This is a genomic window from Flavobacterium frigidarium DSM 17623, from assembly GCF_000425505.1.
In the GTDB taxonomy this organism is placed as follows: Bacteria; Bacteroidota; Bacteroidia; order Flavobacteriales; family Flavobacteriaceae; genus Flavobacterium; species Flavobacterium frigidarium.
In genome coordinates this window covers 223,226-236,936 of record NZ_AUDO01000004.1, presented here as the reverse complement: position 1 = coordinate 236,936, position 13,711 = coordinate 223,226, and the positions used below count along the sequence as shown (strand labels likewise).

Sequence of the window (13,711 nt, the reverse complement as noted above, 5' to 3'; positions counted from 1 at the left end):
CAGATTTTGATTCCAAAATTATTCGATCAAATTCGTTCCAATAGCCTGTTATTTTATGGGGCATTATTTGGTGTTTTTTTCTTTTTTACGGGCTTGTTGGCTCCGCAATTTTTAACTGAAGTTTTAAATGACTTAAATCAAAATCTGCTATCAGTTTTTAGCACGTATTATTTATGGGTGGGCTTAATTGCTGTTCTTGCTGCCGTTGTGATATTGATTTTACCTATTCGAAATAAAAGGCTTGGCGATGAAAAACCATCCTATTCTTATTTTAGTTGGGTGGCTTTATTATATAGCACTGGAATGGGATCAGGCTTATTATTAAGAGCTGTACAAGAACCTGTGTACTATTTTAAAAATAGTCCAATAGCGACAAATGCTAGTGAAATTACGGCTTTGCAATACACCTTTTTTCATTGGGGTTTTACGCCATGGGCTCTATATAGTTTGTTCGGTTTAATTGTAGCATATAATTTGTATGTGAAAAAAAACACGAACTTATTGGATGCGATTGTTCCTTATGCAAAAAATAAATGGCTAAAATTTATAGCCATTTTGTTTATTATCTTAATCACAATTACAGGCGTGATTGCCTCTTTGGGATTAGGAACAGCTCAAGTAGTAAACGGAATAAATTATGCATTTGATGTCGATTACGGCACTAATTTTTTATTGTTAATGGTTATAGCAATAGGAGTTATAGCGACATACTCAGCGTTAACCGGCTTAAACAGAATCATTAAATTTCTAGCCGATCTAGATTTTACAATGTCTATTATTTTAATGTTGTTTATCGCGTATTTTCTAAACTTTCAAAGTTTTGGTTACCAAACTTTATCCGCGTTTTATAATTATTGCCTTCATTTTTTTGAAATGAGTTTGTCTTTTGGAGACTATCAAACATCAGAAAGTTTTACAAAAGATTGGACCGTTTTTTATTGGGCTTTTTGGTTAGCATGGGTACCTTTTACAGGAATATTTATTGCAAGAATCTCTAGAGGGCGCACAATCAAAGAGTTTTTAATTACGACTATTTTGATTCCAACAATGGCAACTGTATTATGGTTTTCAGTATTTGCAAATGCTGCTTTTGATATTGTAATTGATGGTAACGCAAGTCAATTTGATAATGTATTTAGTTCGCTATTTGTGTTTTTAGAGCATTTTCCGCTGCACCATGTTACTTTTTTTATTGCAGGTTTATTAGTATTAATTTCGATTATTAATTCAGTCGATTCGGCAATATTTGTGTTAGGAATGTTCAGCGATAAAGGAAATGAGAATCCTTCTAAAAGGCACAAATTTATTTGGGGGTTCATTATTACAGCTACAGCTTTGGGATTAACAGCCATTGGAACAACAGAATTATTAAACGGAATTAGTAATTTACTAGTGATTATGGCATTGCCATTTAGTTTTTTATATGGGTACATCGTGTTTTTCTTTTTTAAAAATATCGTTTTTAAGAAAACAGTATCTAATCAAATTAATGAGTCTTAAGGATATTCTTAAGCATAAAAAAATATAATAATTTATATCTTAACAAGATGAAAGAAACAAATACCTTAAATAAAACTACCTCAAATAGTACTATGAGTGATCAACTGATGAATGATGTTGATTTAGGGCTTTCGAATAAAGAAAAAACCTTGCCTTCAAAATACTTTTATGATAAAATAGGAGATGCGCTTTTTGTACAAATAATGCATCTGCCAGAATACTACGTGACTAGAGCAGAGCACGAAATATTTAAGAATCAAAGTCAAGAAATTATTGCCGCATTAAAACTTGATCCTAACTATTATTTTGAACTAATTGAGCTTGGTGCTGGTGACGGTCTTAAAACAAAAGAACTCTTAAAAGAGCTTAATGATGGCAATTATAATTTTGATTATATGCCTGTCGATATTTCTCAAAATGCATTAGATAGTTTAGAAAGTGACTTAAATGAAAAATTGCCAGACGTTTCTATTCAAACTAAACAAGGTGACTACTTTGAAGTACTACAGTCGTTAAAAGAAAATAAAAAACCAAAGGTGATTTTATTTCTAGGTTCGAATATCGGGAACATGGATGACGATATTGCTGCCGATTTTATTTCTAAATTAAGTAATAGCCTGCAAGAAAATGATAAAGTTTTTCTAGGTGTGGATTTAATCAAAGACGCGGCTATAGTTTTGCCTGCTTATGACGACAGTCAAGGAATCACGGCTGCTTTCAATTTAAACTTGCTTACAAGAATCAACCATGATCTCGATGCAAATTTTGATTTGGGTAGTTTTGAGCACCGTCCAGAATATAAGGAAAGCGACGGAATAGCTAAAAGTTACCTTGTAAGTACGGTCAAACAAAGTGTTTACATTGGCAAACTTAACAAGTCATTTCAATTTGAGAAAAATGAGAAAATATTAATGGAAATTTCTCGAAAATACAATGACGAAATCTTAAATACTATATTGAGCGACACAAGATTCAAAATTAAAACGAGAATTACAGACAGCCAAAAGTATTTTGCAAACTATGTTTTGGAACTAAAATAAGAAGATAGAAAGAATTTAGATTCTGATTTTATTTGAATAAGGAAGCTGCCTTCTATGTGATAATTCATGTAGGAGGTAGCTTTTTTTAGCTATAGATTCTAGGGCTTTTTAAATATATTAAACTTAATTTTGTAATAAGCCGATTTGTTTTGTAATGGTCATTTAAGTCCAATACATTGCAAATTAAAAAGCGCCCTACAAATTACTTCTTGAGTTAAAAGCATAAAATATATGAGTATTAAAATTCTTCACACTGCAGACTGGCATATCGGGAAACAATTGCATAAAATTGACATGGCTCCAGATATGGAACTTTTTTTTGATTGGTTGCTGCTTTGTATACAAGAACAAAATATTGATGTGTTATTAATGTCAGGTGATCTTTTTGATCAAGCTAATCCTTCACAGGCGGCAATGACACAATATTATAAATTTTTAAAACGATTAATTCCTTTAAAGTGTAAAGTAATTATTACGGGAGGGAATCATGACTCGGCTCATGTTATCAATGCTCCTAAAGAATTATTACAAATACTGGATATAAAAGTAGTAGGAGGCATTCCTGAAAATATAAAAGATTTATTTGTCGAGGTAAATGCTCACGGTGAAAAAGTGGTTATAGCTGCGGTGCCTTTTTTAAGGGATCGCGATATTAGAAATGCAGCTCCGGGTGAGTCGTATAGTGATAAAATCGAATTAATAAAAGAAGGAATCGCTGCCTATTTTAAAAGTGTTAATGACTATTATAATGCACACTATGGCACAACCGCATATATTGTAATGGCGCATTTATTCGCACAAGGAGCTTCAATATCTGATAGTGAGCGTGAGATCCAAATAGGGAATCAAGCATCAGTGGTTTCAGCGGTTTTTGGTGACGAACCACATTATGTTGCTTTGGGTCATATTCACCGACCTCAAATGGTTTCTAAACCGTCTGTTAGATACAGCGGATCACCAATTGCACTCAGCTTTAGTGAAAAGAAAGATATTAAAGAAGTTGTTTTGCTTACAGTGACAGGAGATAAAGTCGAGTTTGAAACAGTAGCAATCCCCAAATTTAGAAAGTTGGTTACTTTCAAGGGAACTATTGAAGAGGTTGAGGCTAAGATTAATTCGTACGAGTCCAACTCACAACTGACTGATTTAGCTGAAATTATTATCAAAGAAGAAAACGAGAATATTGCCCATGTGAAAGCTTTAGAAAATTTGTTGACAGCAGAAGTAGATAACAAACTCCAAATTCTTAAAGGAAGTATTCAGTTTAAAAATGCAGTAATTGGGACTTCAAAATTGCTTTCAAAAGGGGAAGATATTAAAGATTTTTCGGCAGTGCAGTTATTTCAAAAGAGGCTGCAGCAAGACGAATCGATCTCTAATAGTGAGGAATTAATTCATGCTTTTAAGGAAATTTTAGAAGGATTAGAAACTACAGAGGTAATAGAATAACGGCTCACAACTCCAACTATACATGAAAATTTGTAAAATAAAATTTGAAAACATACATGCTTTAAAAGGTGTGCATACTATTGATTTCGAAAACGGAATTCTGGGTGAAGCAGGCTTATTTGTAATTACGGGCGCTACAGGAACTGGGAAATCGACTTTATTAGATGTGATTACATTGGCACTATACAATAAAATTCCAAGGATTGATAAAGCCATCACAGAGTCGGTTATTGAAAATGAAGGTGTGATTTTAACTAAGAATGCAAGTGATTGCTATGCTGAAGTAATTTATGAAGTAAGAGGTGTCAAATATTTGTCTTCATGGTCAATACGTCGCACGAGAACGGGTACGTTAGATAAGAGAAAACAGGAGCTCGTTAATCTTGATACTGGAAAAATTCTTGTTTCTACTGTTCAAGAAGTGGTTAGCGAGAACGAGCGCATCATTGGTCTAAATTACAATCAGTTTGTGCAATCGATGATTCTAGCTCAAGGACAATTTTCGAAATTGCTTTTGGCAAAAAAGGATGATCGAAATGCTTTATTAGAGGAAATTACAGGTTCTTCAATTTATCGAAAAATTGGACGTGCTGTTTTTTATAGATACAAAGGAACTGATGAAGCTGTAAAAACGCAGAAGATAAAAATGGGGGAGACTGTTTTATTAGACCCCGAAGTAGTGAAGGAAATTCAAGTTGATATTGATACTCGAAAACCGCTTTTAAAATTAAAAGAAGTAGAGCATGATACGCTTTCGAAAAAGAAAATTTTAAAAGAAAGTATTCTGAAAAATCTCAAATTGCAACAGAATAATGCTGCAAAGTGGTTAGATTTTCTTAAACGTAAAGAAGCTTTTTTACCGCAAGAGAAGCAACTTGCAGTTCACAACGAACTCGTAGTATTTAAGGATCAAATGCTAGTTTTAATGCAAACTCAAAAAACGATTGTTGCAGTAGAGGAGCAAATCGCTAGCTCTAACAGCAAAGTAGCAGACCAGATTACCGTTAAAAATAACTTAGTTGTCCTTGCAAACGAATTATTGAAACGAGAAATCGATCCACTACAATTTGAAGTGGAAGTAAATAGCTTTAGGTCACAAGTATTAGATTTAGAGCAAAAGGAAAAAGATTGCTATGCTAAAGCACAGCAGGAGTCGCAGCGAATTCAAGATAGAAACGCAGAACTTAAGAGCTACGGAATAATATTAACTGTTAATGAAACCCTAGAGGAACAAATTAGCAAAGAACTTTCAAAAATTGATGCCCTTATCCAGCAAAAAGCGATTAGTAGTATTGACGCTGTTCGAAATGAGAAGGATATTTTGACTAAGAGAATTATTATTGCTAATGCATTAGTTGGAGATAAAAAATTATTTGATGAGCGACGCAAGGCTATAGTTGATTTGAAAGTTAAAATAGAAAGTCAAGAAAAGGAGATCATTGCACTTACAACACAGCAAAAAGAGCAGCAATCTTTTATCGAAGCACTTGTTCCCAAAGTAGAAAAAGTTAAAGGGGAGTTTGAGTTGTGGCAGCAACGCAAAAGTTTAGACGACCACCGACATGACTTAAAAGATGGTCAACCTTGTCCTTTATGTGGTTCAGAAAAACATCCTTTTGCTGAAGAAGCTTCTCAGATCTTGGTTAAAACTTTAGAAGAAAATTATAAAGAGCTTACTTCTAAATTGGAAGTACTTCAAAAAGTCGTGCTCGAAAATAAATTTAAATGTGAGAATGTTATTGAGAGTACTAACAAAGATCAGCAAAGCTTACAGCTTAAATTGATTGATTTTCAAACGCTTGAACTGAAAATCGAGGAGGGATGTGCTAAATTATCATGGAAAGCAAATGAAGCATTGCAAATTTGGGAGCAAAATACTCTTGCTCTTAGTAAGGAAGTGGCTGAGTTAGACCAATTAGAGAATTTCATCAAAGCTAAAAAGGTTTTAGAAAACTTAAATAACTTATTTGTAGACTATTTGGTTTATAAAAGGGATTACAGCTTGGCAAAAGCTGACTTAGCAAAGGTTTATGATCGTAAAGATATTACTGCTGAAGTAAGTAAGTTGAGCAATGGTTTTAGTGCTTGTAGTTCCACTTTAAAAAATTTGCAGGAGCAATTAGCCGTTTCTTTAGAGAGTCTTAAGGAGTTCACTGTAGAGCAAGCTAAAATTCAAGTAGTTTTAATTCATCAGCTAGAAGAAAGAGGAATCGCTACTGTTGAGGAGCTAAGATCTAAGATTGTTGATGAAAACGAAGCTGCGCAATTGCGTGCCAATCTCCAAGGACTGACTGAGCATGAGATTAAATTAAAATCTAACAAAGACGCTATTGAAAAAGCTTTAAATGAAGAGCAAAAGTTAGATGATACATCTGAAACTTTGGATGAATTGTTAGTTGAGCTAAACAAAATTTCAGTCGAAATTGAAGCAACTAAAAAACACATCTGGGAGCAAGACAATAAAATCACTTTGAATAATTTGAATAAGGAGAAGTTGAAAGAGAGTCAAGTAATGTTAGATGCTTTACAAAAAGAGTCTGCATTGTGGGAGCAAATGAATGCATTAATTGGTGATGCAAATGGTAAGAAGTTCTCAAATTTTGTTCAAGATTTGACTTTGAAACAATTGTTAGAATATGGAAATCAAAGGTTAATAGGATTCTCAGATCGTTATTTATTAGATAGCTCAAGCGATTATGACGGCTTGCGTGTTATTGACACGTACATGGGGAATACAAAGCGTTCGGTAAGTTCGTTGTCAGGAGGAGAGACGTTTAAATTGAGTTTAGCTTTAGCTTTTGGACTATCGGACTTAGCAGCTCGAAATGTCTCTATTGAGTCGTTGTTTATTGACGAAGGATTCGGTTCATTAGACCCTGAATCTCTCGACCAAGCGATTAGTATATTAGAAAATATGCAACATGAAAGCAACAAGTCAATTGGGATTATCTCCCATGTTGGTGAGTTAAAAGATAGAATTGGTTCAAAAATTAAATTAGTAAGAACCGCTGCAGGATATAGTACTATCGAAATAGAATAGAGAAATCAATTTAATACTTTATTAAATTAATTATTTAGGTAATCATTAGTAATGACTTGGTTCTTAAATTTCCCGAATGTAATTATACTGTAAAAAATTTTTGCTCTTAAAAGCAAGGCGTTTTTCCATAAGGATCTGCTTCGTGGTCAATAGTAAAACTGAACTCTTTACTAGAAGTTGCGTTTTTATAACTTACATAATCCCAAACTCCGCCATGAGTGAGTGTGTACACACCATTTATTTTACCGTTAATCATTTCCTTATACGTTGACACAGTTGTAGGGTAGGAACCGTTTTGGCTGCTGTCTTCGTCTTGAAAATCCAAGTCTATAGCATTTTTTTGACCTTGATATTTAAGCCTAGTAGCTTTTCCGTCTTCGGTGAATTCGATCCAAATTCTCTTGTCTTTATTATTATCGAAAGTGTAGCAGATATAGTGGTGGTTGGCTTTAATACTATCTTTTATATTCACAACAGTGGTACTATCAGTATTTTTGATTACTTCTTTTTCTATAGGACTTGTACTGACTGTAGGATTTTCTCCATTTACATTTTCATCTTTCTTTACAGTACGCTGGTTACAAGAAAATAAAATAGTGCTGCTTAAAAATAAAATTAGGGCTTTGCTTTTCATGTTATTTTGGATTAAAAAGGCGTTAATTTTGCGAACTAGAATTTGAAGCTCTCTCATTAATATAAAGTTCTTGAACTAGCACAATAACGATCACAGTAACGGGTGTTGCTAAAACCAGTCCCCAACCACCTGTGAGCGCTCCCATTAAGAGTTGCGCAATTATTATTAAAGCAGGCGGCATATTGATTAATTTTTGTTGTACTAAAGTCGTTATAAAATTACTTTCAACAAATTGAATCAACATGTATAATCCTGCTACAAGTAAAGCAGTTTGCGGACTTTGCAGTAAAGCCACTAAAACAGCTGGGATTAAAGCGATGATTGGACCAAAGTTAGGTATGAAGCTAATTAGTCCAGCAAGTAAGGCTAAAACCAACCACAATGGCATCCCTATGGCAGCTAAACCAATTGCTGTAAGAATGAAAACGACAAACATAGAGAAGAGTTTTCCCTTTAACCAATTGCGCAATTGCTTATTTAATTTTCCCATAATCTGTCTCGCTTTGTCCTGTCCTCTTTTAGGTACGAGTTGGATCATTCCCTCGGTGTACGTTTGCGGAGCTATGGTGAAAAATATTGCTATAAAAAGTATCACATACAAATCACCAAAAACGCCAAAAGTAGATTGGAAAAACTGACCTGCAAAACCCTGCACTTTTTCAGTAGAGTCAGGTGAAGACATGTTATCGATTACCTTACTTCCCACAGTGCTACTGTTCATTCTATCTTTTACATTTTCAATTGTCTTGGGCAAAGTGTCTATCAAGTCCCCGATTTGTGTTTGCACTTTGGCCCCGATTAAATAGAATAAACCTGCGGCGATTAATAGCGTTCCGAAAATCGAAATTAAGACAGCAATGTTTTCTTTCCAGCCGGTCTTTCTTTCAATAAAACTACTAACTCCTCTAAAGAAAATTGCAATCAATGTTCCCGCTAAAATCAATAAAAAAACGTTGAAAGTGGTTTTTAAAACCAGTAGTGTAATTAATGTAAAGCTTACGATTCCAGCAGTAATCCAAACTTTCTTTTGAAAGTTGGCTGTGTTTTCTTGATCGGTTTTTGGGGAGTTGTTTTCTTCTATCATGGGGAATGGTTGTAATTCAAAAATGGTTTTAACTTATATACTTATCTAAGCTTTAGTTCTATTTAATAACATCTCTTGAAGGGAATCATGAATTCATCTCCTGTTAAATAAACAGACGTAAGAAAACAGCTTTAAATTTTAGTTTTATCTAAAATAAGTAATTTTTTAGAGTTCGAAATATAAAATTATGTTAATCCGTGTCAAGGCTTCTGTTATTGAGGTACAAAAGTGTTTTCCTGACTTAACGTAATTCTTGTTTTAGGTAAGCTGTGTGGATAATTAGCTTGTATAAAACTGATCATTTTTTCTCTAATGTAAACGCGCAAATCCCATGAAGTAGGGGAGTTCTTTGCACTTACTAAGATTCTAATTTCGATTGTAGTTTCCTTTGAGTCGGTTACTTGGAGTACGTTTACATTTTTATCCCAAAGCGGAGTCTGATTTAATTGTCTTGTGAGTTCTGTACGCAATTCTTCAAAATCAATAGTATAATCGGTATATAAAAATACGGTTCCAATAATATCAGCATTTGTCCTCGTCCAGTTTTGAAATGGTTTTTCAAGGAAATAAGTAGACGGTAGTACTAATCGTCTTTTATCCCATATTCTGACTACTACATAAGTCAAATTAATTTCTTCAATCCAGCCCCATTCATTTTCTACTAATACCGCATCATCAATTCGGAAGGGTTGCGTAATGGCAATTTGAATTCCCGCTAATAAGGCACCTACCACCTTTTGAGCAGACAAACCAATAATTATTCCTGCCACTCCCGCTGATGCAAATATTCCTATTCCTATTTGTCTTATGCCATCAAAGGATAACAAAATACTAGCAACAGTAATTAATACAATTACAAAAATGACCACTTTCTCAAGAAGGTTGATTTGCGTATGTAATTTTCTAGAGCGTAAGTTGTCTTCAACCGTAATATCGTGCCTTTTCAATATATTCTGTTTCATACGACGCAGCACGATAATCAATAAACAAGACAAACTAGCGATTATAAAGTTATGCTGTTGTGAAGCGAGAAAAGAGGTGTCAATATCAAGTGTATTTGAGATTGCAGTTAGGATTGGTCCTAATGCAGCAGAAAGTGCAATAAAACAGATACTTATTATGAGGTAGCAATTTCTTTTCATGATGGTTATCTGTTATTGATTATTTAGAGTAATTATCTTATTTACGTGAATTGACATATTAGTTTCCTTAGGGAGATCCTAATATTGCTCGTAAAAACGAAAATACAAAAAATAGATAGGGGCTCAAAAGTTAGTCTTAAAAAATAGGATTTTGTTAAGAAATGAGCATTCTAAAAACTCAATTACATTTATACGTTATCTTAATTATTAATAATAAAAAAGCCTAAACAATCAATTCTTAAATGGATTGTTTAGGCTAGTCTTTGAGACAACTCACATGAAGTCGTTTTATCTTTTATTCAGCAGGATTAGCAGTTGCCATATGAATAGGTGTTTCAGTAAGTGTTGTTCCTCCTTTAATCCCGAAATCTAATGTTCTAATTGGGAACGGAATCATGATATCGTTAGCGTCATACGCTTTTTTAATATTTAAAATTGCTTGGCTTCTCACTTTATTGTAGATAGCTTGCTCTGGAGTATTTACCCACATTCTGACAGATAAATTAATTGAACTATCTCCAAATTCCATAAAGAATACGCTTACTTCGTCTTCTTGCGAGAGATCTTCAATATCTTTTACTGCATTAAAAGTAATTTCGCGTACTTTTTCAAGATCATCACCATAAGAAACTCCTACGCTTAGATCAAATCTACGTTTTTGAAGAATTGTATAGTTTTCGATTGGATTTTGGAACACTTCTTTGTTTGGTATAATAACCGTTTTACCTTGAAATGTCTCGATGACAGTATCACGTAAATTAATCATTTTTACTTTACCCATGTAATCTTTGATTTGGACAATATCGCCCACTTTTAAAGGTTTCCTAAAAGAAATGAAAATCCCCGACATGAAGTTTGCTGCAATATCTTGAAATGCAAACGCCAAGGCCAATCCTAAAATACCTGCACCGGCTAATATTGAAGTAACTGCCTTATCTAAATTCAAAATACTCAAAACAGTAAAGAGAATAATACCGATAAAAGCAAAATAAACGACAGAGCTAAAAAGGTTGTTTAAAGTAACGTTACTTGATATTTTTGAGACTAATTTTAATGTAATTCTTCTCACAAATTTGGCAATGTAAAGTCCAATAACTAGCACTATCGCTGCAATCACAATATTAGGAAGTAACTTAATTATCATTTCCCCCCAATTTACCAACTTCTCGTTCAATAGATCAGTCATTTTATCTATGTCAAAATTCATCTTTTACTTTTAGTTTACTATTAATTTTGTTCGAAAACACTAATATAAGGAATCAAATGCCTATAAGCAAGTTTTTGAGGCCTATGAGGCTATCCTCTATTTATTTAAAATGTAGCTGAGTATAGTTTTCAAAATGCTAACTGGTTTAAGTACAGAAGCTGAGACTTAGCTTTTCTTAATGCTATTGATTCAATATATTTTCGATAAATTTTTTTAAAAAAATCATGTATTATGTTGAATCTTAGTTGCTTTTACCCATTAAAGTATCTACAGCATAACTATTGTCTTTTACATAATTGACCAAGTAAGCAACGAATGCAAGGTGTACTAACTGAGAAGTAATAGCGTCCCAATTCTCAATTAATGTGCAACCAAATATCAGTGAAATCAACAACGCAGAAAGCACAATTGCAGCGGTTCTTGTAAAAAGACCAAGTACAATCATTAAACCGAAGGTGAACTCTACAATGGGAATTGCATACGTGAAAGGAACTGTCAAAAATTCTGGCAGTATAGAGTTGGCAAACATTTTCACCATTCCGTTACTAAACGCTTCAAGTTTGGGTAAGCGAACCAGTCCATGTCCGAACATGCTTAAACCTATTCCTAGTCTTACAATTAAATACGTGGTTTTACTCTGCATTTTTATAGTTTTAGTTTTTAATTACATTTAAATAGTGCTAATTTATAAATAAATAGAACTTTTATATACCAACGAAGTTATGAAAAATATGATTGGCATATAGCAAATTAGCATAGAAAGTGGGACAGTTGATTTTGAAACATTTTACATTGACTAAAGCTTACACAAAATCTAAAAAAAAATACTGCTGGTCTTAATTTATGGAAATTCGCGTGAAGGATTGAAGTGGAAATCCTTTTATGGAGTGCAACGAAAAAAAAGATTGTAACGAAGAGCCTGACGAAGCTGAAATGCAATGAAAGCTGCGGCACGCCCAAAAAACGAAACGTACTTAAAATAAAAAACCTACTACAAAACTGTTTCAAGCAGCCAATAGTAGGTTAGAATTTATAAGAAATAGTAGTTTAACAATCGGCCATATTAACAGCAATTGCTAATCCTCCTTCTGAAGTTTCTTTGTATTTATTATTCATGTCTTTGGCAGTTTCCCACATGGTACTTACCACTTTATCTAAAGGTACTTTTGCATTTTTAGCATCTGTAGAAAGGGCTAATTCTGCTGCGTTGATTGCCTTTATTGCACCCATGGTATTGCGTTCAATACAAGGAATTTGGACCAAACCACCTATAGGATCGCAAGTAAGACCTAAGTGGTGTTCCATGGCGATTTCTGCAGCCATCAAAACTTGAGCAGGACTACCACCCATTAACTCACATAGTGCAGCCGCTGCCATTGCTGACGATACTCCAATTTCGGCTTGGCAACCGCCCATTGCTGCAGATATAGTCGAACCTTTTTTAAAGATGCTTCCTATTTCGCCGGCAACAAGTAAAAATTGTTTGATTTCTTTAGGGCCTGCTTGATGATTCTCAATTACCAAGTAATACATTAAAACAGATGGAATAACACCTGCGCTACCGTTTGTAGGAGCAGTAACAATTCTACCTAAGGCGGCATTTACCTCATTTACTGACAAGGCAAAGCAACTAACCCATTTTAAGATTTGGCGAAATTTTACCTCAGTTTTACGAATTTCTTCTAACCACGATTGCGGGTCTGAATAATTAGATAAGCCTATTAACCCTTGGTGCATGTCAAAAGCACGTCTACGTACGTTTAATCCTCCAGGTAAAATCCCTTCAGAGTGACAACCAATATACATGCATTCTAGCATGGTGTTCCAAATGCGCATTAATTCATGATCAATAACTTCTTCGGTGCGCATTGATTTCTCATTTTCGTACACAATTTCTGAGATGCTTTTTTCTTCGCTAATGCAAAAGTTAAGTAGCTCAGCAGCGTTGTTTACTAGGTAGGGAAATGCATGTTTGATTTTGATTTTTTCCTTTGCGTTAGTACGCTCTTCTTTGACCACAAAACCACCACCAATAGAATAGTAGGTTGCAGTGTATTCATCGCCCACAGCATTGTAAGCTGTAAACATCATACCGTTTGAATGAAACGCTAAGAAGTCTTTATTGAAAACGATATCGTCATGAATATGAAAGGAAATTGCATATTCATTTGCAAGAAGTAAAGTGTTTGTTTTTTCGATAGTTTTGATAATACCATCGATGTTTTCTACGGGAATATATTCAGGATCTTGTCCGCTTAATCCTAGCATCACGGCTAGATCAGTTGCGTGACCTCTGCCTGTTAGTGATAAAGAACCATAAAGATCCACTTTTACTCTAGTAGTGCTTTCAAGAATTTGTTCTTCTCGAAGCTCTTCTAGAAAGCGTTCTCCTGCGCGCCAAGGACCTAAAGTATGTGAACTTGAAGGACCAACACCAATTTTAAGCATGTCAAAAACCGAAATGCATTCTTCCATAGTTAGCTTGTTTTTTTGGACAAATATAATTGAATTTAGCAACGAACGCAGTCTAAAATTTATAAATGTGAAATTTTAATTCGAGAATCCTCACTTTCAATGATTATTTCACAATGCGAACTAGGGGTGCATTTTCTTTA

General features: G+C 34.0%; 10 protein-coding genes. 4 read left to right on the top strand and 6 right to left on the bottom strand.

Annotation, left to right across the window (positions count from 1 at the left end):
• Positions 1 to 6 precede the first annotated feature (6 nt).
• The 4 genes from H603_RS16395 (at position 7) to H603_RS0103305 (ending at position 7,029) form a co-directional block, all read left to right on the top strand.
• Positions 7 to 1,500, top strand: a complete 1,494-nt coding sequence (locus H603_RS16395) for a BCCT family transporter (protein ID WP_051219132.1) — start codon at positions 7 to 9, stop codon at positions 1,498 to 1,500.
• A gap of 47 nt (positions 1,501 to 1,547) precedes the next feature.
• Positions 1,548 to 2,540 carry an L-histidine N(alpha)-methyltransferase gene (locus H603_RS0103315; RefSeq protein ID WP_245576080.1) on the top strand — a complete coding sequence of 331 codons (993 nt, stop codon included), beginning with the start codon at positions 1,548 to 1,550 and terminating at the stop codon, positions 2,538 to 2,540.
• Between the two features lie 231 nt (positions 2,541 to 2,771).
• Positions 2,772 to 3,989 (top strand): metallophosphoesterase family protein, encoded by a 1,218-nt coding sequence (locus H603_RS0103310; protein WP_026707240.1) that lies wholly within the window; start codon positions 2,772 to 2,774, stop codon positions 3,987 to 3,989.
• 22 nt (positions 3,990 to 4,011) lie between these two features.
• Positions 4,012 to 7,029: an SbcC/MukB-like Walker B domain-containing protein gene (locus H603_RS0103305; RefSeq protein ID WP_026707239.1), complete on the top strand. Its 3,018-nt coding sequence runs from the start codon at positions 4,012 to 4,014 to the stop codon at positions 7,027 to 7,029.
• Positions 7,030 to 7,135: 106 nt separating this feature from the next.
• Here H603_RS0103305 and H603_RS17050 read toward each other — a convergent pair whose 3' ends face one another.
• The 6 genes from H603_RS17050 to H603_RS0103275 all read right to left on the bottom strand — a co-directional run bounded on the left by H603_RS17050 (position 7,136) and on the right by H603_RS0103275 (position 13,571).
• A complete protein-coding gene (locus tag H603_RS17050; RefSeq protein WP_157510389.1) occupies positions 7,136 to 7,663 on the bottom strand; it encodes a hypothetical protein in 528 nt (175 codons plus the stop codon).
• Positions 7,664 to 7,685: 22 nt separating this feature from the next.
• Positions 7,686 to 8,747: an AI-2E family transporter gene (locus H603_RS0103295; RefSeq protein ID WP_084157708.1), complete on the bottom strand. Its 1,062-nt coding sequence runs from the start codon at positions 8,745 to 8,747 to the stop codon at positions 7,686 to 7,688.
• Between the two features lie 212 nt (positions 8,748 to 8,959).
• Complete coding sequence (locus tag H603_RS16385; protein ID WP_084157707.1) at positions 8,960 to 9,889, bottom strand: mechanosensitive ion channel family protein; 930 nt, start codon at positions 9,887 to 9,889, stop codon at positions 8,960 to 8,962.
• Positions 9,890 to 10,184: 295 nt separating this feature from the next.
• Entirely contained in the window at positions 10,185 to 11,096 is a 912-nt protein-coding gene (locus H603_RS0103285; RefSeq protein ID WP_026707237.1) for a mechanosensitive ion channel family protein, read from the bottom strand.
• 241 nt (positions 11,097 to 11,337) lie between these two features.
• Positions 11,338 to 11,739 carry a DoxX family protein gene (locus H603_RS0103280; protein ID WP_026707236.1) on the bottom strand — a complete coding sequence of 134 codons (402 nt, stop codon included), beginning with the start codon at positions 11,737 to 11,739 and terminating at the stop codon, positions 11,338 to 11,340.
• A gap of 404 nt (positions 11,740 to 12,143) precedes the next feature.
• Positions 12,144 to 13,571, bottom strand: a complete 1,428-nt coding sequence (locus H603_RS0103275) for an L-serine ammonia-lyase (RefSeq protein WP_026707235.1) — start codon at positions 13,569 to 13,571, stop codon at positions 12,144 to 12,146.
• Positions 13,572 to 13,711 lie beyond the last annotated feature (140 nt).

Bases quoted from the DNA above. Each gene is read 5' to 3' on its own strand.
- H603_RS0103315 (WP_245576080.1), top strand. From the start codon at position 1,548: ATGAAAGAAACAAATACCTTAAATAAAACTACCTCAAATAGTACTATG.
- H603_RS0103310 (WP_026707240.1), top strand. From the start codon at position 2,772: ATGAGTATTAAAATTCTTCACACTGCAGACTGGCATATCGGGAAACAA.
- H603_RS0103305 (WP_026707239.1), top strand. From the start codon at position 4,012: ATGAAAATTTGTAAAATAAAATTTGAAAACATACATGCTTTAAAAGGT.
- H603_RS17050 (WP_157510389.1), bottom strand. From the start codon at position 7,663: ATGAAAAGCAAAGCCCTAATTTTATTTTTAAGCAGCACTATTTTATTT.
- H603_RS0103295 (WP_084157708.1), bottom strand. From the start codon at position 8,747: ATGATAGAAGAAAACAACTCCCCAAAAACCGATCAAGAAAACACAGCC.
- H603_RS16385 (WP_084157707.1), bottom strand. From the start codon at position 9,889: ATGAAAAGAAATTGCTACCTCATAATAAGTATCTGTTTTATTGCACTT.
- H603_RS0103285 (WP_026707237.1), bottom strand. From the start codon at position 11,096: ATGAATTTTGACATAGATAAAATGACTGATCTATTGAACGAGAAGTTG.
- H603_RS0103280 (WP_026707236.1), bottom strand. From the start codon at position 11,739: ATGCAGAGTAAAACCACGTATTTAATTGTAAGACTAGGAATAGGTTTA.
- H603_RS0103275 (WP_026707235.1), bottom strand. From the start codon at position 13,571: ATGGAAGAATGCATTTCGGTTTTTGACATGCTTAAAATTGGTGTTGGT.